The sequence below is a fragment of the Nostoc parmelioides FACHB-3921 genome (assembly GCF_014696625.1).
Classification (GTDB): Bacteria; Cyanobacteriota; Cyanobacteriia; order Cyanobacteriales; family Nostocaceae; genus Trichormus; species Trichormus parmelioides.
In genome coordinates, this window is the sequence record NZ_JACJQL010000007.1 from 24,537 (window position 1) to 44,533 (window position 19,997).

Below are 19,997 nucleotides of genomic sequence, written 5' to 3' on the forward strand. Positions count from 1 at the left end.
AAATATAACTGAGAATGTTCAGTGTGTACGCAAAAGTAAGTGCTGAGTCACAAATCCGCACCGCAAATCTCCTTTAAATTGTAGATTTGCGATTTTAGATTTTTTTATTCCCAATCGACAATCTAAAATTACCCAATTCCCCAGTCTCCAGTACCAATTCCCCATTCCCAATCTTATGCACCGTTTTTTATCTGGTTCGTTGAGTGTAGAACAATTGACGGTGAATATTGCAGGCTTGTCTGCATCGCTACAAGGTAAGAAGTTGGTGCATCTATCAGATTTTCATTACGATGGGTTACGTTTGTCGGAAGCAATGTTAGAAGAAGCGATCGCAGTTAGCAATAAAGTACAACCCGATTTAGTTTTACTCACCGGTGATTACGTCACTACTACTCCACAACCCATTCATCAGCTAGCCAAGAGGCTGCAAAAACTCCAAAGTCATGCAGGTATCTACGCCATTCTCGGTAACCACGACCTTTATCAGAAAAATTCCCAAACAGAAATTACCCAAGCACTGACGAAAGTTGGTATTCAGGTTCTGTGGAATGAAATCGCCTATCCCTTGGGAAAAGAATTACCCGTAGTGGGAATCGTTGATTATTACTATCGGGAATTTAATCCGCAGTTGCTTTTTAACCAACTAGAACCAACCACACCGCGCATTGTTTTATGCCATAACCCAGACACCGCAGCTACGCTGCAAGCTTGGCGAGTAGATTTACAATTATCCGGCCATACTCACGGAGGGCAAATTGTCATTCCTGGCCTTGGGGCTGTGTTACCTTATCACAAGAAAATCGTCCGCAAAGTACCAAGAAAAATACGTCAACTGTTGCCATTTATATTCAAAGAATATTTGATAGTACGTCATCCCGAATGGTTACAAGGCTTACACCGCCTTGGCAAAAACCAGCTATATGTAAATCGTGGTTTGGGAACATATCTACCAGGACGCTTATTTTGTCCTCCAGAATTAACCGTAATTACACTGGAAGCCGAGTAATTTAGATGATAGACACCTGATTTTCTTAGATATCGGGTGTCATTTTATCGTGGCGTAAATAAGCCACCCCTGGGAAACGACGACAATGTCCACAAGAATCTAGTTATAAATTAAAAATTATGCCCCAAGGTACTAGTTTTTAGTATTAAATGAGAGTTACTGTAAGCTTCTTTAAGTTTTAAGTTATTACTTTTATTTTTGATAAGCTGTAGGCGCTGGTATGAGGAGTTCTAGCGAATTATGCACTGGTTGTTTACAGGACGTTTAAGCGTAGATAAAATAACGGTTAAGATTGCTAATCTTTCACCAAGTTTACAAGGTATAAAGCTAGTACAGTTGTCGGATTTTCATTATGATGGTTTGCGGCTATCAGAAGAAATGTTAGAGGAGGCGATCGCAGTTACTAACGAAGCTGAACCAGATTTAATACTATTAACTGGTGACTATGTGACTGATGATCCTACACCAATTAACCAACTCGCACTAAGACTTAAATATCTACAAAGTCGTTATGGTATTTTTGCTGTGCTAGGCAATCATGATATTCACTATAGTCACTCTCAAACTTCAATCACAAAGGCTTTAACAGGTATTGGTGTTAATGTTCTGTGGAATGAAATTGCTTATCCTTTTGGACATGAATTACCAATAGTCGGACTGGCTGACTATTGGTCAAAAGAATTTCATCCTGCATCGGTTATGAACAAACTCGATCCAACTACACCCCGGATTGTTTTATCTCATAACCCAGATACTGCGAAAATATTGGAACAATGGCGAGTTGATTTGCAACTGTCTGGTCATACTCACGGTGGACATATAGTTCTTCCTGGTATAGGCCCTGTTGTCTATCACTATAAAAAGCTTCTAAAAAAAGTTCCCAAAAAACTGCGGCGTTGGGTACCATTTTTACTAGGAGACTGCTCAAAAGTTGTCCGCTACTGGGAATGGGCGCAGGGATTTCATCAAGTAACCAACAATCAGTTATATGTGAATCGTGGACTAGGAACTTATCGACCTGGACGCTTATTTTGTCCACCAGAGGTTACTGTAATTACCTTAACTTAGCCCAGCATAGATTGATAAAATTCTTTTAACAACTCAAGTTTTTGTTACTAATAAGATTAACCGCCATCAGCTAAGATAGAAAATCTCATTAGCAAATGGCGGTTTGGTAAATATATGATTGTCAGAGAAGATAGGAAAAAACAGAATTAAACAACTCAACTAAGGTGGACATTATCCGCAATTAAAAGCCCCTAAAATCGTGCATCCTTGATTCCAATAGGCAGGCATTTCTGGCTGTAATTTCAACACCTCCATAAAAAGCAATACACTCAAGGAGAAAACACTTTCAATGAGGATGCGGCCAACGAGTTTAGGATTGCGAATACTTAAAACATTAGAGCGAGGAGGTACAGACTCTAAGTCCAAGATTTTTTAATAAACTTTTAACCTGTTTGTACCTTGCTCTTAATGTAGCACCATTTTTTTCTAGTAGTGTATCTGTTTGCTAAACTTCATCACCATTAATTTAACGCAATAATTTAGAAATATTTCTTAAAATTACTGTTTTAACCTAAGTACCTTCCTCAATCTTAGGAAACACCAAAAAATAAATTATTTGAAATTAGTGGTTTTGTAAGATGCGTCAGTGCAATAGAACCTAACCATAGTCGGCAGTTATTCATACTGACGCACCCTTGTATATATTGAGTTGTTATTGATCCGGATTACTGTTTTGATTAACATCATCAGCAGTAGAAGAACCACTATTCACGCCGCTTTGTGACTGGTCTCTAGCTTCAGGTGTAATCGTTGGAGAGGGGCTGGGTTGTGTATTCGTAGTAGGCGTACTAGTTTGAGTTGGCTGAGGAGTAATAGCAGGCGCTGTCTCTCTTGCAGAAGGCTGGGGTGGAACAGTCACATTAATCTGTGGCTGAGAATTTGTTGTTGAAGGTGGGACTTGTTGTTGGGGAATGACAACAGGAACTTCTCTGGTTCTTTCAATAATTGTTGTTTGTTGTGGTTGAGGCGATAGGGTAGGGCTAGCGTTAGTAGGTAAAGAAGTTTCCACTGGTGTGCTAGGTTCAACTGCTGCGTCGTTCTGATTAAAATACCAAAATGCACCAGCAATCAAACCCACTAAGGAAGTTAACAATATACCAAAAATCAGCCCATTAGCGGCATTTTCATTATCACGTTCTACTTGATAGTTACGTTCAATATTACGTCCATTGATATAACCATTACGGTAAGAATTATTTGGTGTTTCAGTTGTTCTTGTTACGTTAGTGTGAGTATTACCATTACTATCAGTATGAACATCACGGTTAACGCTTTGGTTATAAGTTTCACGCTCGTTAGGATTAGTCATAGTTTTCGATTACGCTCCTTATTTTCATATTGGCAATATCAATTTTTAGTAAATACGAAATAACTTACTAATGTTTGATATATTTGGTGTTAGATTTGTAACTCTGTTTTAAATATCCTCAGAATAACTTCTCAGCTTTGACTAACGGATCTACCTTGAGGTGAAAGCTCAATACATCGGAAGAATGAATATAGGTGGGGTTTTGCTAGATTTTTCTACTTATTGAAATAAATATCTACTAATTTTCCCGCATTAGCTAATTTTTACTTATTAGATAATATATTTATGTTTGCATTAGGTTTTATGGTTGTGTGATATTGAGTACTTGTATCAAAGGTGCGATAAAAATACTCTACTGTTGTTTTATGAATCCTGAATTATTACTCAATATCTATTTAGCTTTAGTAGTCTTTTAATTTTCTGGCATAATCTTGCGAGCCAGGATTTAGGCTTAGTTTTATATCTTGGCGATGAGACATAAGCAGCTTTGGGAATTTTCCCTTCTAACTGTGCGGCTTTATTTAAATCGGAAGTAGCTCTATATTCATATCCCAATTCAGAGCAAATGAATCCTCGGTATTTGTAAGCTGCAATGTAGCTGGGATTGAGGCGAATTGCTTGGGTAAAATAGGCGATCGCTTCTTCATATTCTTTTTTGTCCACACTTTCCACACCCCAGTTGTAGAAAGTCTCTGCACCCCAACGATTAACAGATGCTTTTACAGGCTTTTTTGGTGGAGGCGTAGCTGAAGCTGGCTTCTCAACAGTTGGTGTCACTGACTTAACTCTGTTGTAAGCGGCGTTGATTCTTTTAATTTTTGTCTCGGCTTGCTGTTTTTGCTCGTCATCAACAAAGCGATCGGGATGCCAAATTTTAACTAGCTTCCGATAAGCTTGCTTTACTTCTACCTGTGATGCACCAGGTTTTAAACCGAGAATTTCATAAGCATGACTGATATCAAGTTGTAAACCATCTCGCGGCTTGTCGTTAGACATCGCGCATACTAAAAAATATAACTACGTAAATCTATCTTAACTAAACTCTCAAACTGTTTTATGAGATAGAATCTCTAAAATCGTTTGTGAATTACCAGATTCCCGACTTTTTTAAAAATTTGCTAATCGAAACGTAAGTGCGATCGCCTACAATGTTCAAAACTCTGCAAACTCCCCATAGTGGATACCATTGGGACGGTAGTAGTCGCCGTTTCTTTGAAGGTTGGTATTATCGTGTAACTTTACCAGACTGTGGTCAAACCTTTGCTTTCATGTATTCCATCGAAGACCCCATTGGCGGTAAAGCCTACAGTGGTGGCGCAGCTCAAGTCCTTGGTGCTGATGATGAATATATTTGTCGGACTTTTCCCGATGTCAACAAATTTTGGGCTAGTCCAGATGTTCTGGCTTTGGGTCATTGGGGCGAAACAAACCTCAACACCAAACCTATTTACCTGTTACCAGCAGAGTTTGAACGTCATGTACAGCAAGGATACCAAGCTACAGCCGCCCTCAATCAAGGCATAATTGTTGACCCTGCAACAGGTAACTATTGCCGTTGGCGTTACGAAATTCAACCGATATACGGCTGGGGAAATCAAGATGGTATCCAGCAATCAACGGCTGGGTGGCTGTCTTTTTTACAGATTTTTGAACCCGGATGGCAAATTTTGATGGCTCATGGCTTGGCTACTGGCTGGATTGATTGGAATGGCAAAATCTACCAATTCCAGAACGCGCCAGCCTACGGGGAAAAAAATTGGGGTGGCGCTTTTCCTGAAAAATGGTTTTGGCTTAACTGCAACAGCTTTGATGGCGAACCTGACTTAGCTTTAACTGCTGGTGGTGGTAGACGCGGTGTACTTTGGTGGATGGAATCTGTAGCCATGATTGGGTTACATTATCAAGGCAAATTTTACGAATTCGTTCCTTGGAACTCGAAAGTAGAGTGGAATATTCAGCCTTGGGGTAGATGGCAAATGAGAGCAAAAAACTTAGATTATGAGGTTGAATTAACGGGAACTACGCATCTACCCGGTACAGACTTACGTGCGCCAACAGTCCAGGGTTTACAATACTGCTGTCGAGATACTATGCAAGGAAAACTGGATGTGGAGTTACGACAAATGCGAGGGGAAAATCCTCTAGTCATCCTGAAAGCACACAGTTATCTTTGTGGTTTAGAAATAGGTGGTGATTCTTGGAGCAATTCTTGGCAGTCTAGTTAAAACTACTGCTATCATTATATATGCTTCACAGTTGGGGCTGTAGCTCAGTTGGATAGAGCGAGCGCCTCCTAAGCGCTAGGTCGTGCGTTCAAGTCGCACCAGTCCCGTCACCACAAAATAGTTAAATCAAATAATTAGTCAGAAATCCTGTATCTAGGATCATGACTAATTATGTGAAAAAATTGTGCTAATACACATTAAATGATGAATTAGCTTGACGGTATTCCTGCCAGGGTAAATTTCGCCAAAGTCTGTTAACTTACATAGATATTTTTCTTATTTTGAGAGAAAATAACGCCCTCAACAAACAAAGTTATAGAGCCTTGAAGAATAATCTATTGTTTAGAGGTAAATCATTTTCGTTTGCGGTGCTATTTTTACCGCTATTAATGTGGTTTGGATACCAAGAAGCTAAAAACGCCTACACACAACCCCAAGCCGTAATAGTTTTAGGTGGTTCGACTAGAAATCTAGAAAGAGAAAAGTTTACTGCTAGTTTTGCCCGTAAGCACCCAAATTTACCAATTTGGATTTCTGGAGGTAGTCCACCTGTCTACACTAAGCGGGTATTTAAGAAAGCTGGTATTGATACCAAGCGATTACACTTAGACTATGAAGCGGTAGATACAGTAACAAATTTTACTACGTTAATTGACGAGTTACAATCTCGTGGTATTAAAAGCGTTTATTTAATTACTTCTGATTTCCATATGCGCCGCGCCTGTATCATTGGCGAAATAGTTTTAGGTAGTCGCGGAATTACCTTTAAACCAATCTCAGTCCCTTCAGAAAACTCTCCTGAACCAATTGAAAAATCTTTGCGTGATGGGGCTAGGGCTTTATTATGGGTGGCTACTGGTTATACAGGTGCAGACGAAAAACATAAGCGTCAATAGTTCCCTGTTCTCCCACCTACCTTTTTTTATGGCGTTAGCAGTGGGAGTTACATAACCTATACTGCTATTTCCTGTATCAGAACATAGGGCTGCACTATCAGGGTGTTAAATCTTTTTTGCTGATTGGCGTTCCATTCTCCCAGTTGCTGAGGAGAAGGTTTATTAATTAATTGCTCATCAATCCATCGTTGAACTGAAGGTATATTATCACTAGCGATCGCCTCTCCCACATCTAGCAAGTTCAAATCTAGTGATACTAAAATCACAGCATCTCTCTGTGCATGAGGAATTAGCCATTCCCACTCTGATTCATCTATAGTTTCTGATAACTCTGTTCTCAAATCTGACATGATTTTTTATTCTTATCCTCATCTTTCGATTTTACATTAAATGGAAGATCAGAATAAAGAGTGAAGGGCAAACCGATGAATAAGCTATTCTGCCTTTAATTTGCATAATCTATCGTGAGGGCTGTTAACTTTTAACAGTCAACGTCAACTATCTTATTAGTAGTTGGGACATTTAGACGCGCATTAGCTTATTAACTAAACTTCAGACTTCATTTCATCAATTTCAAATAAAGATACAATCACTCCTGTAATGGGGATAGAAATAAAAACACCCAATAAACCTGCCACTCTAGCACCTACTAATAAAGCAAAAAATACTACCACTGGATTCAGATTCAACGCTCCCTGCATGATGCGAGGTGAGATTAAATTATCTTGGATTTGCTGGAGTATTACACAAGCAATCAATACTTTTAATGCTAACCAAACATCTTGGGATAAGACAATTAAAGTAATTGTTCCCACGCCTAAAGTAGCTCCAATGCCAGGAATTATATCTAATATTCCCACTATTACGGACAGTATCAAAGCAAAAGGCACTTGTAATAATAAGAAAATAATGAATGTTGAACTTGTTAAGAATAAGCACAATAATAACTGACCGCGAAAAAATCCTAGAAAACTACGTCGCATGATATTTGTAAATCTAATGCGGCGTTTTTGGGGAACTATTTTGAGAGTAAAATTCCAAAGTTTTTCACCATCGAGTAGCATGAAAAAAGCTACGACAGCAATTAAGATAAATGTCACAAAATTAGTGAGAAACTGTTGCACAATTGCCAAACTTGTAACTAATGTTGATACAGCTTGGGTTCGCAATTGTTCCTGAATGACACTTAAATCTATTTGCAGATTGCGGTTACGTAATAAACCCTCTATTCTTTCCAACAAAGGTAACAAAGAAGTTAAGAAAGCAGATATACTATCAATTAATTGTTGACCCTGGGATAAAATTGCTATAGCAACGGTAATCAGTAATCCTCCTAAAATCACTATGCTGATTAGGAAAACTACGACAACTGCAACACTGTGGGGTAAAAAACGGCGCAGCCATTGCACAGGGTAGCTCAGTAAAAAAGCCAAAATAGCTGCAAAAGTAAAAATTATAATTACTGTCTCAAAGTAAGCTAGAAGCTGTACGATCGCCCAACCAGCCGCAACTAACAGCAAAAAGCGGACTAGTGCCAAATTATTTAATCGATGCCACAGATTTTTGGCTTCAATACCGCTCATATACTGTATCAAAAAATTTGATTAATTGATTTTCAACATACAACAATCAAATAGCGATCGCTACCTACTTACAGCATATTTTCTCCAATTGGATAATCAGCGCCCTAAATCGTGCATTTGATTAATGGCTGCTGCACACTTTTGGGTAATTGACTCTAATTCGTCTTTACTAGTAGAACTGGGAGTGTCAATTAAATTACCGATTCTCACTGTTAGAGGCACTGCACGAGGTACAGAAGAACCTTTTTGTAAAATATTCTCCGAACCCCACAAACAAACGGGTAATATCGGCGCTTTTGCTTTAGCTGCTAGTAGTGCTGCGCCTCTTTTGGGGTCACTAATGCGACCATCTGGGGTGCGAGTACCTTCCAGGAATACACCCACAGCCCAGCCATTTTCCAGATATTCTAGAGCTGCACGAATGGCATTGCGATCGGCACTTCCCCTACTGACTGGGTAAGCACCATATAATTTAATCGCCTGTGCTAAAACAGGAATTTCAAATAATTCTTGCTTCGCCATGTATGCCACTGGACGACGCACACAATTAGAGACGATGGGCGGGTCAAAGTAACTAGCATGATTACTTACAACGACTACAGGGCCTGATTGGGGGACATTTTCCACACCGTAAATCCGACCCCGAAAGTAAGCGTGTAACATCGGGCTGACAACTGACCACTTAAAGGCATGATACAGTGCCAGACTAATCAATGGTTCGCGGGTTCGGGACATAAGAAATTGGGGATAAAAAAGTAAAAAGTAAAAAGTAAAAAGGTAAAAGATTTTTTCTTTTGACTTTTGCCTTTTGACTTTTGCCTTGAACTGGGGATTGGGCCAGGCTTCCCTAATAGAGGTTGCGCCAAAGGGTAGCTAGTCCGGGGGCAAGTATGAGAAGGGAAACATTTTTGAGTAGGGTCTCGTAGAAAGGGAAAGCCTCTCGCTGCGCTGTCTCAATCATCCCTAGTCTCTAATTTAGTAGTTCCGTAGCGTTGCGGATGTTTTTTAAAATTAAATTAGCAGTAGTGCGTTTAATCAAACCTGTTAGTACGTTACCGGGGCCGATTTCCACAACTTTCTCAACACCATTGGTTGGTAAGGTTAAAGAAATTTCTCGCCAGCGCACTGAACCGGTCATTTGTTGGCTGAGGCGTTGTTTTAAAATTGTGGCATCAACTGCTGGCACTGGCTCGACGTTTGATAATACGGGTACGGTAGCCTGTTGAAATTCTACAGTTTCCAGAATTTCTTGGAACTCTACAGCAGCAGTATTCATGAGGTGTGAATGAAATGCTCCCGAAACTTTCAACGGGACAGCACGCTTGGCTTTGACTTGAGACATCACCGTCTGCACAGCTTCTGGAGTACCGGATATAACAACTTGCGCCGGACTATTATCGTTTGCTAGCACCACATCAGGAGTCTGGGAAATTACTGTTTCCAACTGTTCGCGGTCAAAATTCATCATAGCCGCCATCATGCCGCCTGCGGCGCTATCCATGAGTTCAGCTCGTCGCTTGACTAGTTTTAAACCAGCCGACCACTCAAAAACGCCGGCAACGTAAAGGGCGATGTATTCTCCTAAACTATGACCAGCAACTAAATCTGGCTGGTGTCCCCGTTCTTTTGTCAGGTCTGCAAGGATACTCTCTACTACATAAAGACTGGGTTGGGTGTAGAGTGTCTGTGATAATTTTTCTTCGTTTTGGCAGATTTCGCTTACAGACCAGCCTAAGATTGCTTCAGCTTGAGCAAATTTTTCTTTGGCAGTTGGTATATCTAGTAAGTCTGTTCCCATCCCCAGTGCTTGAGAACCTTGTCCGGGGAACACCCATGCGGTTTTTGTCATTTTTCAGTCGCTTCGCTCTAATTCAAAATTCAAAATTAAAAATTCAAAATGAACAATCCAATTTTTGAATTTTGCATTTTGAATTTTTAATTGATTATCTTCCCCATTGGAAAATTGCTGCACCCCATGTTAGACCGGCTCCAAAGCCGGATGTAGCAATGATATCGTTGGGTTTTATTTTACCTTCTCGCACGGCTTCATCTAGGGCTAGGGGGATAGAAGCGGCGGAGGTATTGCCGTAATTAGCGAGATTACTAATTACTTTGTGTGAGGGAATATTTAGGCGTTGAGCTACGGTATCAAGAATGCGTTGATTTGCTTGATGTAGTAGTAGCCAATCGATTTGGTCAACAGTTAGTTGAGCCTCAAATAGAGCTTTATCAATGATTTCTGGGACTTTTTGAGCAGCAAAGCGGTAAACTTCTTTGCCGTTCATGGTTACGGGTTGATATGTGCCTTGAGTAATCTTGACATTGGGGAGAATTTCTTGGGCAGTGCCTTGATAAGCTAGGTTGAGATAATGGTTTTGTGTCCCATCACTTTTGAGGGCAAATCCTAATAAGCGATCGCTTTGGTTGGACTGCAATACAATAGCCCCAGCACCGTCACCAAATAGCACGCAGGTACGTCTGTCTTGCCAATCTACCCAACGGGAGAGGATATCAGCCCCGATCAAAAGTACATTCTGATATACACCTGTTCTGATAAATTGGGCTGCTGTGACTAGACCAAAAACAAAGCCGGAACAGGCTGCGGTTAAATCAAAGGCTACGGCTTTAGTAGCTCCCAAATCAGCTTGAATTTTAGTAGCAGTACCAAACAGATCATCAGGTGTGGAAGTTGCAAGTAAAATCAAGTCTATATCGGATGCTGTAATCCCCGCAGAGGCGATCGCCTGTCTACTAGCCGCCGCCGCCAGACTGCTTAATGATTCAGTGGGTAGGGCTAAACGCCGTTGGCGGATTCCCGTTCTGGTGCTGATCCACTCGTCTGATGTCTCTACCAGTTGGCTTAACTCTTCGTTGTGAAGGGAAGTTTCAGGTGCTGCTGAACCACTTCCGGTAATTGCGATGCCTAAGTTTTGCACTCCTACTCTCCCAAGCTATGAGTGATTAGAGACGTTTTATACAACGTCTGTACAAATTATTAGTCATTAGTCATTTACTTTTGACTAATAACCCACAGAACTGATGCTAATCGCTGGTGCTGTGTAGAATTTCATATTGGGATTGCAGTTGTTGCATCACTTGATTATCTACAGCTTCTTTGGCCATGCGAATGGCATTAAATACTGAAGGAGCTTGAGAGCTACCGTGACCGATTAGACAAACACCTGATACCCCTAACAGCAAAGCACCGCCGTGTTCTGCGTGATCCATGCGCTGCTTAATGCGCTTCAGGTTGGGTTTTAAAATGGCTGTACCGATTTGACCGTGTAAGCCTTGGGGCAATTCTTCCCGGAGGATTTGCAGAATTACTCCGCCGATCGCCTCCGCAAACTTGAGTAAAATATTGCCAACAAAGCCATCGCACACAATCACGTCAAATTCGCCGGAAAGTACATCTCGCCCTTCCGCATTACCAATAAAATTGATGTTGGAGTTTTCCTTCAATAGTTGGTGAGTACGTAAGGCTAATTCATTGCCTTTGGTATCTTCCTCGCCAATATTCAACAAACCCACCTTGGGTTCATCTGTTCCTAAGACATACTGGCTGTAAATTGAACCAATCACAGCAAACTGCTCTAAAAACTTAGGACGGCAGTCTACATTAGCGCCAACATCTAATATCAATACAGGTTTACCAGCTTTGATTGTGGGAAACACTGTACCAATTGCGGGGCGGTCAACTCCTGGTAATCGTCCCAAGCGTAATAAAGCTGATGCCATAGCTGCACCAGAATGGCCAGCCGAGAATATGGCATCCGCCTGCTCTCGCTTGACTAAATCCATCGCCACATTAATAGAAGCCTTGCGCTTGCGTCTTACCGCGTTCAAAGGCTCCTCATCCATTGCGATCGCTTCCTCAGCAGGAACGATCTCCACCCTCTCCAAATTAGTTTTTGGTGGCAAGGCAGATGCAATTTGTTGGGGATCACCTACCAACAGTACTTTCACACCCAATTCTTCGCTTGCTCGCACAGCGCCAGCTACGATTTCATTGGGTGCGTGATCCCCTCCCATTGCGTCAATTGCTATCCGTACGCAAGTCGATCCCATTGCTCAAAGCTTCTAGAAACCTTACAAATTTTACCAGATGGCTTGGCTGAAAAATCTTAACTTTCTCACCACCGCATCTCTCTTGTGATAATTGCAACAAGTTTTAGCGGCAAGCCCAAGATAGCACATTGTGTATGAGGGTGTGAGGGTGTGAGGGTGTAAGGGTGTAAGGGAAAAGAAATTTATTATTCCTTCCCCTATACCCCTACACCCCTATACCCCTACCCCCCCTACTCACTCAATACCCAATCAACCAACAACCTTACGCCATAACCGGTTGCACCTGGGCCGTTGTAGCCGTTTTCTTTGTCTGCCCAAACTGGCCCGGCAATGTCTAAGTGCGCCCACGGGGTGTCTTTGACAAATTGTTTGAGGAACAAAGCAGCTGTGATAGAACCACCAGGACGAGGCCCGGTGTTTTTCATGTCGGCAATGCCAGATTTTAGCCCTTCAAAATATTTTTCTTCTAATGGCATCCGCCAAATCTTTTCACCAGATTCACTAGCCGCTTGCTCTAGTTGCCCGGCTAAGGCATCATCGGGAGTATACAAACCAGCAATGTCATCACCTAAGGCAATAACATTGGCACCGGTGAGGGTGGCTAAATCAACGATCGCATCTAATCCCAATTTATCGGTATAGACTAGGGCATCTGCTAGAGTTAAGCGCCCTTCGGCATCGGTGTTGTTCACTTCGATGGTTTTGCCATTGGATGCTGTCAGGATGTCTCCTGGGTGCATAGCCTTACCGCTAATCATGTTTTCGGTTACGGCTGAGATGAAGTGAACTTCTACATTTGGTTTGATTTGGGCAATGGCTTTGGCTGCACCTAAGGTAGCGGCCGCACCTCCCATATCAATTTTCATGGTTTCGATACCACTACCAGCACCTTTAATATTGAGTCCACCAGAATCGAAGGTTAAACCTTTACCGACAATTGCCAGTTTCCGCTTGGGTGTGCTTTCTGGTTTGTAGGTTAAGTGAATAAATTTAGGCGGTAAATCTGAGGCGAGGGCAACTCCTAAAAATGCACCCATGCCTAGTTTTTCACAATCTTCCTGCTCTAAAATTTCTATTTGTAAACCATAATCTTGGGCAATCTGTTGAGCCGTTTCTGCCATTGTAATTGGTGTGACGCTATTGGCTGGTGCTGCTACCAATTGGCGAGCCAAGATTACCCCAGAGACGATTTGATTTGCTCGGTTAATTGCTGCTTCTTGTCCGGCAAAACCAAGTAATTCTACTGTTTCGACTTGGGAACCTTTGTCGTCTGGGTCTGATTTAAAGCGATTATCTTGATAGAGCGCTAACTGCACGCCTTCGGCAATTGCTTGGGCTGAGGCTGTAGGATCATTATTCCACAGAGGAAAACTCAGTCCGATAACTTTGCTTTTTTGTTTTTTGCCTACTTTACCTACAGCCGCCGCCGCACGTCTTAAGGTTTCTATTTTGAAGGCTTCCGTTTTGCCTAAACCCACCAAAATTATTTTCCGTACTGGGATATTAGAACTCACACGAGTAAAAACTGTGCTGTTGGCTTTGCCTGTAAATTCTTCTTCGGCAATTAGTTCTTTTAAAATACCAGCAAACCTTTCATCTAAACTCGCTAGTTCACCAGTTAACTCGACCGCATCTTCAAATAATGCGATCGCCAAAGTATCGCCTGCCCATTCTAGTAGAGGCTTATCACTCAGTTGAATTGCCATGTTGGGGTCTTATCTATGTATATATGCCTTCCTGTACCAGTATTGCTCAAAAATTTTGTTTCAGGATAGGGGGGTTGGGGATTGGGGATTGGGGATTGGGAAGAGATAAAGAAGCAGACAAGCAGGGATCAAGGGAAGTATTGATCTAGAGGAAAATAACAGTTGACTGTTGACTATTGACCAATATCGAATTTCTTGGCGATCGCATTGATTATTTCTAGCTCTCGTGGTTTAGTCTGATGGTCTAGTTCGGCAATTTTGCGACAACGGGCTAGTAAGGGGACGGCAAAATCACGATTTAATTGGTTCAGCAGTTGCTCGAAAGGTTGGGGTGATTTGATGTTTTGCTTGATTGCTGCTAAGGATGTGGGGCTGAGATTGGCAGCTTGCAAGTCTGGTAGGATTTCTTCCCAGGTTTTCTCTGGATGGCTGGCCAGGATCATGTGAACTAATATCTGATCCATAATGGCTTCTTGAGCGATCGCTTTTTCTAAATATTTCTCACTCTCGGCTTTTAAGTTTGCCAATGTCTCTGGAGAATTGATCGATGTTGCAGCGTCTAACTTGGCTTCGTAAAATCGACAAGCTGCATATCCTAAAGAATAGCTGAGTGTAGCATTGGAACTGGCAGCGATCGCCGCACCAGCAAATGGAACATTTCTTAGTAAGGCTAATCCGGCTGCTTTCAGGAGACGATTTCCACCCAGTCCTAAACCAAAAATTGTCAAAAGCTCCCCTTTTCGAGCAGGGTCTTTTAAATCCAGTCCATAAGCAGCAGCAATCTGATAAAGCATTTCTGTCTGCAATTTCATTGTTGCGGCTAAATCCACGGCAAATAAGGCTGCGGCTACTCCCGGTAAAATGCTACTCGCTAGACCTACTCCACCGGATTTAGCTGCTTTGTCCATCATGATGCGGTGGGCAATTTGGCTTGGTGATTCCTGAGGATACTTTTGTTTGAGTTTGTTAACTGAGGTGGCAACTTTTTCTATATCTACACTGTCACTTGCCCCAATTAGCCAATTAAGATTCAAAAATCCTGAAATTCTTCTAATCAGCCAATTATCACTGAGATGGTTGATGAGGTTACCTGTTATTTGAGTACCTTGCTCAAATAAATTTTGTGTTTGCTTAACCGTTGCTTGCCCAAGTTGAGCAACAGCATCTATTACAGATAGTTTAGGCGTTTTTTCGATGTTTGCTGGTGGTTTGTCTGGCATTGCTTGTCATCATCCTTATCAGACCCTCTGTTTTGGTTGTAGTTGATCTTTGCCAGCCTTGACATCTATCAACCAGGGCAATTCTCTAGGATTTAATATTTCTACCACTGGGATACATCTCAAATTTTCTGTTGGGGAATTTTGAGATGAGAAATTTTGGGGCTTTTAATTTCTAAAAAGTTATTAACTTGGAGAATTTCATAGAGATTCACATCTTGCTCTAGCAAACAGGCGTGTCCACTGTTGGGTAGAATCACTTTCTGAGAATGAGAGATAATATTTGCTAGGCGCGTAGCTTCACTGACAGATGGTAACAGGCGATCGCTACCACCGGCGATTAACAATGTTGCTTGAGTCAGACAACGCAATTGCTCATCGCTGACATCAAATTCTCGTAATAAAGATAACCGCCAAAGAACTGTTTCTGGTGGTACATAACGCATGGTTTTTAGCAGTTCTTGGCGAATATTCCGAGATATACGCTGCAAGGATGCCAAAAAGGGTAATAAACCTAGTGCGCCTGCATCATAAAGGCATTCAGGGACTAATTGCACCAGTTGAGATAGCCCATCCAACCAAGGACGGAGCTTAAAAGCTGAGGCGGAATTAATCAGAATTAGACGTTTAAATAAGTGGGGCGATTTAATCGCTACTTTCATCGCCAAACAACCCCCGAAAGACTCACCGCATAAGTAAACTACCCTTTGGGAACTTTTTTCTAATTCCGCATGAATTAAGTCTAGGACGTTATTTGTGAGGACATCCCAAGTGGTTAGGTCTTGGCGGGGGATCGCCAAACAACGGACATCAAAGCCAATTTCTAACCCCGCCGTTTGCGATCGCAATAATTGACCAGTTCCATCCATTCCTGGCAAATAGACGAACAACGGATACTCAGGGCGTACTCGTCTAGGAGTTAGGAAACACGGCTTTAGTTCAACGTCTGGCATTGTAAAATTTAAATTCTATTTGCTGTTTTTATAAACTTTACCTTATGTCAAGCTTATACTTTGTATCGATAGGACAATACAAGATGAAGCCGAATCGTTGACAGTTGACAGTTAACCGCCAGCAGTCAAGAAACCATACAACTGACTATGTAATTTAAAAGCGTAATAGCTTAGTCCAGTTAAAATCATAGCTTGCACTGTATAAATTCTTCTTGAAGATACTTTGATTAATTAATGATGATCCTAGAGATTAATCTAGGAATAAAAAAAGATTTGCTATATCGATTATGATCCTATTTACTAGTAAATCGAAGAACTGGCTTATTATTCTTAAACCCCTACACCCCTACACCCTTACACCCTTAAACCCCTATACCCCTACTTAATAACAACCTTGAGCTAGTAAAGTAGAGATTTCATCATGGCAATGTGTGGTTAGTTCAGCCACAACATTTTTCGCCTGTTTGCCATGATATTGATTGTGATGTTGGGCTGTAATCCAATAAGGACGACCGACTAAGACAGCCACTCGATGATAGATTACCAGGGGATGCCAACCATATTGATTGAATAATGGTTCGGAAGGGTCGAACAAACTCAATAATTTTAGGGGAAAAGCCGCAGTGTTACTCTCTTCTAAGGAAGCGATCGCTACTGGTAACACTGCCAAGTTCTGGACTTGAGAACGTAACGCTAGATGAGCAAAGCCCCGGCGAAATTCCCCTACTTCATTGGCTGGAGTATACTTCACCATCGGATCAGCACCTTCAGGAAATACTCCCACCATTTGTTTTGTTTGTAGTAGCTTTTGTGACTGCACAAAAAAGCTTTGCTGACGATGTTGATTTTCTTCTAAAGGAAAGCAACCCAGCTGTCCTGTGACAATCTCCCGCAATATTGGCACTTGTCCCATATAGTGATGACAAGCAAAACGAATCGGATTCGATAAAGCCGCCATTAAAGTTAGTGCGTCCATAAAACTGCGGTGATTGCTCACTATTAACAAACTAGCATCTTGGGGAATGCGATCCTCGTAATAGCGAAACATTTTAGTAGAGAGTGTGTTTAAGAATATCCGAGAAATATCTAGGGGGTTATTTGCACTCATGCCTGATCAATGTGTTTTTTTGGGAAAATATCGCAGTTTATCTTGATTTAATTTTTACATTTCTTCACCCTTGCGTTGACCGTCTTAAGGTAGAAATGTTTTATCCACAAAAGCCGCGAAATTCTCTAGTTTGGGAGATTTGTGTTCTTCATCACCATCAATGTAATGAAAGCATTCTCCAAAATTATTAATAGTTGATTTCAGTCTTTTGTTTAGGATTATTTGGATTCATAGATATTACAAAATAATACTTTGGATGGTAAATTTGCTAATATTAAAGTGTTATTTCAGTAAAAGGAGCTATTATCGTATAATTGCGTGAATTTGTTGATAGAAGTTAAGATATAAAACGTTTTTATAAGTTAATTTTTTATTTTGCATGAATCTAGTGAATAAATCAGAAAAAACATTTGCACTGACAACACCTCTGTATTATGTAAACGATGTTCCTCACATTGGTAGTGCCTACACAACAATGGCAGCAGATGCAGTAGCGAGGTTTCAGAAGCTATTAGGGCGTGATGTACTGCTGATAACAGGTACAGATGAGCATGGGCAGAAAATTCAGCGTTCAGCCGAGAGTTTAGGAAAAGCCCCACAAGAGTTTTGTGACGAAATTGTCCCCAGCTTTATGAGTTTGTGGCAATTGTTGAATATTCAATACGATCGCTTTAGTCGGACTACGGCTGTCCGTCACAAAGCCATTGTAGATGAATTTTTTGCACGGGTGTGGGAGGCTGGCGACATCTACCAAGGACAGCAAAAAGGCTGGTACTGTGTATCTTGCGAAGAATTTAAAGAAGAAAGGGAACTACTAGAAGGAAATCGCTGCCCTATTCATGTTAATAAAGAAGTTGAGTGGCGAGACGAACAAAACTACTTTTTCCGCCTCTCGAAATATCAAACTCAATTAGAAGCATTTTACGAGTCTCATCCAGATTTTATCCAGCCGGAAAGCCGTCGTAATGAAGTCCTTAGCTTTGTTAGCCAAGGTTTGCAAGATTTTTCCATTTCGCGGGTAAATCTAGATTGGGGTTTTCCAGTACCCACCGATCCAAAGCATACCTTATATGTTTGGTTCGACGCTTTGCTAGCTTACGTCACAGCATTGTTAGATCCAAAAGATGAACCAACATTAGAAAATGCCTTAGCAAAATGGTGGCCGATCAATTTGCACCTGATTGGTAAGGATATCTTACGTTTCCATGCTGTTTACTGGCCGGCAATGCTTTTATCTGCTGGCTTACCTTTACCCGATAGAGTTTTCGGCCACGGCTTTTTGACCAAAGACGGTCAAAAAATGGGCAAAAGCTTAGGTAATACCGTAGACCCCGTAGGACTAGTCCAGCAGTATGGTAGCGATGCAGTTCGTTATTACTTCCTTAAGGAAATCGAATTTGGCAAAGATGGCGACTTTAATGAAGTTAGATTCATCAATGTGCTGAATGCAGATTTGGCAAATGACTTAGGTAATTTGCTCAATCGCACTCTGAACATGGTGAAAAAATACTGCACTAATTATGCGTTATCGATTACCAATGAAGATATTCCTGCGGAAAATACATTGAAAGCATTGGGCTTAGATGTAGGAGCAAAGGTCAAACAAGCTTACGAAGTGTTAGCTTTTAATCAAGCTTGCGGAGTCGTGCTTTCACTGGTACAAGCCAGTAATAAGTTTATTGATGATCAAGCTCCTTGGTCATTATATAAACAAGGCCGACAACAGGAAGTAGAAACAGTGCTGTACACTGTTCTAGAATCTGTGAGGCTTGCCGCCTATCTGCTTTCTCCAGTGATTCCCAACATCAGTAGCAATATCTATCAGCAACTGGGTTTTGGGATCAACTTTAATGAACAAACTGATATTACTCCTTTTGCGAGTCATGCACAATGGGGCTTGCTATCTAATAAACAGCAGTTGGGTCAACCCCAACCCATTTTTAAACGCATAGAACAACCAAAAAACGTTTAATTGCTTTTAATTCTTGCTTAAAGCCAATTCAGTTCAATTTGTTAATTCTTTCCCAGAAAATCAACGGGGCTGGACTGTATCTTAGCCCCGAAAAATTATCATAAGTCGATCTAAAAAATCAAAGTTGATAATTAGTATCAGAAATAACAAGGATAAAATTGAGGTATGACATCAATGTTGAATAACTTGGAAAATGATTCAATATTTACACCAGAACAGGTTTTAGAAAATCGAGGACGGGTTGCCATTTTTATTGATGGGTCAAATCTATTCTACGCTGCTTTGCAATTAGGAATTGAAATAGATTACACGAAATTGCTATGTCGTCTGACTGGTGGTTCTCGATTGTTGCGGGCTTTTTTCTATACCGGTGTAGACAGAACTAATGAAAAGCAGCAAGGGTTTTTGTTGTGGATGCGCCGTAATGGCTACCGCGTCATTGCTAAAGACTTGGTACAGTTGCCAGATGGTTCCAAAAAAGCCAACCTGGATGTAGAAATAGCTGTAGATATGATGGCGTTAGTTGATTCTTACGATACTGCTGTACTAGTCAGTGGTGATGGGGATCTGGCTTATGCGGTCAATTCTGTTAGTTATCGTGGCGTACGGGTAGAAGTTGTGAGCTTACGTTCTATGACTAGTGATAGCTTAATTAATGTGAGCGATCGCTATATTGATTTAGAGGCTATCAAAGAAGATATCCAGAAAACCCCCCGCCAAAGCTATCCTTATCGACCTTTATCTAGCATGGGTTTTTTAGATGATCCCAGAGATAGCGATGGACACCTAGAAATGCAGGATTAATGACCTTTTCACAAGCTAGACAACAAAAAAGTATAAACTTAAACCAACGGGGGGAATCAACAAAACTTCCCCCCGCTTCTGT

19 protein-coding genes and 1 tRNA gene are annotated in these 19,997 nt (G+C 41.2%); 7 read left to right on the top strand and 13 right to left on the bottom strand.

All coding sequences use genetic code 11. The annotated features are described in order from the left end of the window. Window positions 1–175 precede the first annotated feature (175 nt). On the top strand, window positions 176–1,006 hold the full coding sequence (locus tag H6G14_RS07100; RefSeq protein ID WP_190566389.1) for a metallophosphoesterase: 831 nt from the start codon (window positions 176–178) through the stop codon (window positions 1,004–1,006). Between the two features lie 240 nt (window positions 1,007–1,246). Further along, window positions 1,247–2,074, top strand: a complete 828-nt coding sequence (locus H6G14_RS07105) for a metallophosphoesterase (RefSeq protein WP_190566390.1) — start codon at window positions 1,247–1,249, stop codon at window positions 2,072–2,074. 171 nt (window positions 2,075–2,245) lie between these two features. Here H6G14_RS07105 and H6G14_RS07110 read toward each other — a convergent pair whose 3' ends face one another. The 3 genes from H6G14_RS07110 to H6G14_RS07120 form a co-directional block, all read right to left on the bottom strand. Further along, window positions 2,246–2,440: a hypothetical protein gene (locus H6G14_RS07110; protein WP_190566391.1), complete on the bottom strand. Its 195-nt coding sequence runs from the start codon at window positions 2,438–2,440 to the stop codon at window positions 2,246–2,248. Between the two features lie 286 nt (window positions 2,441–2,726). Further along, window positions 2,727–3,383 (bottom strand): hypothetical protein, encoded by a 657-nt coding sequence (locus H6G14_RS07115; RefSeq protein ID WP_190566392.1) that lies wholly within the window; start codon window positions 3,381–3,383, stop codon window positions 2,727–2,729. Between the two features lie 384 nt (window positions 3,384–3,767). Next, window positions 3,768–4,379 (bottom strand): J domain-containing protein, encoded by a 612-nt coding sequence (locus H6G14_RS07120; protein WP_190566393.1) that lies wholly within the window; start codon window positions 4,377–4,379, stop codon window positions 3,768–3,770. Between the two features lie 152 nt (window positions 4,380–4,531). Between H6G14_RS07120 and H6G14_RS07125 the strand changes: the two genes are divergently transcribed. From H6G14_RS07125 to H6G14_RS07135, 3 genes are all read left to right on the top strand, one after another. Beyond that, complete coding sequence (locus tag H6G14_RS07125) at window positions 4,532–5,608, top strand: tocopherol cyclase family protein (RefSeq protein WP_190566394.1); 1,077 nt, start codon at window positions 4,532–4,534, stop codon at window positions 5,606–5,608. Window positions 5,609–5,641: 33 nt separating this feature from the next. After that, window positions 5,642–5,715: transfer RNA gene (locus H6G14_RS07130), tRNA-Arg, on the top strand. A gap of 282 nt (window positions 5,716–5,997) precedes the next feature. Continuing rightward, the gene (locus H6G14_RS07135) at window positions 5,998–6,504 is read left to right on the top strand and encodes a YdcF family protein (protein ID WP_190566509.1); all 507 of its coding nucleotides are present in this window, start codon (window positions 5,998–6,000) and stop codon (window positions 6,502–6,504) included. A gap of 56 nt (window positions 6,505–6,560) precedes the next feature. Here H6G14_RS07135 and H6G14_RS07140 read toward each other — a convergent pair whose 3' ends face one another. The 10 genes from H6G14_RS07140 to H6G14_RS07185 form a co-directional block, all read right to left on the bottom strand. Further along, a complete protein-coding gene (locus H6G14_RS07140) occupies window positions 6,561–6,854 on the bottom strand; it encodes a DUF2288 domain-containing protein (protein ID WP_190566395.1) in 294 nt (97 codons plus the stop codon). Window positions 6,855–7,049: 195 nt separating this feature from the next. After that, a complete protein-coding gene (locus tag H6G14_RS07145) occupies window positions 7,050–8,087 on the bottom strand; it encodes an AI-2E family transporter (RefSeq protein ID WP_190566396.1) in 1,038 nt (345 codons plus the stop codon). Window positions 8,088–8,183: 96 nt separating this feature from the next. Continuing rightward, the gene (locus tag H6G14_RS07150; RefSeq protein ID WP_190566397.1) at window positions 8,184–8,822 is read right to left on the bottom strand and encodes a lysophospholipid acyltransferase family protein; all 639 of its coding nucleotides are present in this window, start codon (window positions 8,820–8,822) and stop codon (window positions 8,184–8,186) included. A 235-nt stretch (window positions 8,823–9,057) separates the two neighbouring features. Then, entirely contained in the window at window positions 9,058–9,936 is an 879-nt protein-coding gene (fabD, locus tag H6G14_RS07155) for an ACP S-malonyltransferase (RefSeq protein ID WP_190566398.1), read from the bottom strand. A gap of 94 nt (window positions 9,937–10,030) precedes the next feature. Then, entirely contained in the window at window positions 10,031–11,023 is a 993-nt protein-coding gene (locus H6G14_RS07160) for a beta-ketoacyl-ACP synthase 3 (RefSeq protein ID WP_190566399.1), read from the bottom strand. 106 nt (window positions 11,024–11,129) lie between these two features. Next, window positions 11,130–12,155 (bottom strand): phosphate acyltransferase PlsX, encoded by a 1,026-nt coding sequence (gene plsX / locus H6G14_RS07165; RefSeq protein ID WP_190566400.1) that lies wholly within the window; start codon window positions 12,153–12,155, stop codon window positions 11,130–11,132. A gap of 230 nt (window positions 12,156–12,385) precedes the next feature. After that, window positions 12,386–13,861: a leucyl aminopeptidase gene (locus H6G14_RS07170; RefSeq protein ID WP_190566401.1), complete on the bottom strand. Its 1,476-nt coding sequence runs from the start codon at window positions 13,859–13,861 to the stop codon at window positions 12,386–12,388. Between the two features lie 173 nt (window positions 13,862–14,034). After that, the gene (locus H6G14_RS07175; RefSeq protein WP_190566402.1) at window positions 14,035–15,081 is read right to left on the bottom strand and encodes a hypothetical protein; all 1,047 of its coding nucleotides are present in this window, start codon (window positions 15,079–15,081) and stop codon (window positions 14,035–14,037) included. Window positions 15,082–15,200: 119 nt separating this feature from the next. Continuing rightward, the gene (locus tag H6G14_RS07180) at window positions 15,201–16,031 is read right to left on the bottom strand and encodes an alpha/beta fold hydrolase (RefSeq protein WP_190566403.1); all 831 of its coding nucleotides are present in this window, start codon (window positions 16,029–16,031) and stop codon (window positions 15,201–15,203) included. A gap of 382 nt (window positions 16,032–16,413) precedes the next feature. Then, the gene (locus H6G14_RS07185; RefSeq protein WP_190566404.1) at window positions 16,414–17,139 is read right to left on the bottom strand and encodes a lysophospholipid acyltransferase family protein; all 726 of its coding nucleotides are present in this window, start codon (window positions 17,137–17,139) and stop codon (window positions 16,414–16,416) included. Between the two features lie 379 nt (window positions 17,140–17,518). Here H6G14_RS07185 and metG point away from each other — a divergent pair, with 379 nt between their 5' ends. Both metG and H6G14_RS07195 read left to right on the top strand, forming a co-directional pair. Beyond that, the gene (gene metG / locus H6G14_RS07190) at window positions 17,519–19,111 is read left to right on the top strand and encodes a methionine--tRNA ligase (protein WP_190566405.1); all 1,593 of its coding nucleotides are present in this window, start codon (window positions 17,519–17,521) and stop codon (window positions 19,109–19,111) included. Between the two features lie 174 nt (window positions 19,112–19,285). Then, window positions 19,286–19,915 carry a LabA-like NYN domain-containing protein gene (locus H6G14_RS07195; protein ID WP_010994409.1) on the top strand — a complete coding sequence of 210 codons (630 nt, stop codon included), beginning with the start codon at window positions 19,286–19,288 and terminating at the stop codon, window positions 19,913–19,915. Window positions 19,916–19,997 lie beyond the last annotated feature (82 nt).

Coding starts and splice junctions, on each gene's coding strand:
- H6G14_RS07100 (WP_190566389.1), top strand. CDS start 176: ATGCACCGTTTTTTATCTGGTTCGTTGAGTGTAGAACAATTGACGGTG.
- H6G14_RS07105 (WP_190566390.1), top strand. CDS start 1,247: ATGCACTGGTTGTTTACAGGACGTTTAAGCGTAGATAAAATAACGGTT.
- H6G14_RS07115 (WP_190566392.1), bottom strand. CDS start 3,383: ATGACTAATCCTAACGAGCGTGAAACTTATAACCAAAGCGTTAACCGT.
- H6G14_RS07120 (WP_190566393.1), bottom strand. CDS start 4,379: ATGTCTAACGACAAGCCGCGAGATGGTTTACAACTTGATATCAGTCAT.
- H6G14_RS07125 (WP_190566394.1), top strand. CDS start 4,532: ATGTTCAAAACTCTGCAAACTCCCCATAGTGGATACCATTGGGACGGT.
- H6G14_RS07135 (WP_190566509.1), top strand. CDS start 5,998: ATGTGGTTTGGATACCAAGAAGCTAAAAACGCCTACACACAACCCCAA.
- H6G14_RS07140 (WP_190566395.1), bottom strand. CDS start 6,854: ATGTCAGATTTGAGAACAGAGTTATCAGAAACTATAGATGAATCAGAG.
- H6G14_RS07145 (WP_190566396.1), bottom strand. CDS start 8,087: ATGAGCGGTATTGAAGCCAAAAATCTGTGGCATCGATTAAATAATTTG.
- H6G14_RS07150 (WP_190566397.1), bottom strand. CDS start 8,822: ATGTCCCGAACCCGCGAACCATTGATTAGTCTGGCACTGTATCATGCC.
- fabD (WP_190566398.1), bottom strand. CDS start 9,936: ATGACAAAAACCGCATGGGTGTTCCCCGGACAAGGTTCTCAAGCACTG.
- plsX (WP_190566400.1), bottom strand. CDS start 12,155: ATGGGATCGACTTGCGTACGGATAGCAATTGACGCAATGGGAGGGGAT.
- H6G14_RS07170 (WP_190566401.1), bottom strand. CDS start 13,861: ATGGCAATTCAACTGAGTGATAAGCCTCTACTAGAATGGGCAGGCGAT.
- H6G14_RS07175 (WP_190566402.1), bottom strand. CDS start 15,081: ATGCCAGACAAACCACCAGCAAACATCGAAAAAACGCCTAAACTATCT.
- H6G14_RS07180 (WP_190566403.1), bottom strand. CDS start 16,031: ATGCCAGACGTTGAACTAAAGCCGTGTTTCCTAACTCCTAGACGAGTA.
- H6G14_RS07185 (WP_190566404.1), bottom strand. CDS start 17,139: ATGAGTGCAAATAACCCCCTAGATATTTCTCGGATATTCTTAAACACA.
- metG (WP_190566405.1), top strand. CDS start 17,519: ATGAATCTAGTGAATAAATCAGAAAAAACATTTGCACTGACAACACCT.
- H6G14_RS07195 (WP_010994409.1), top strand. CDS start 19,286: ATGTTGAATAACTTGGAAAATGATTCAATATTTACACCAGAACAGGTT.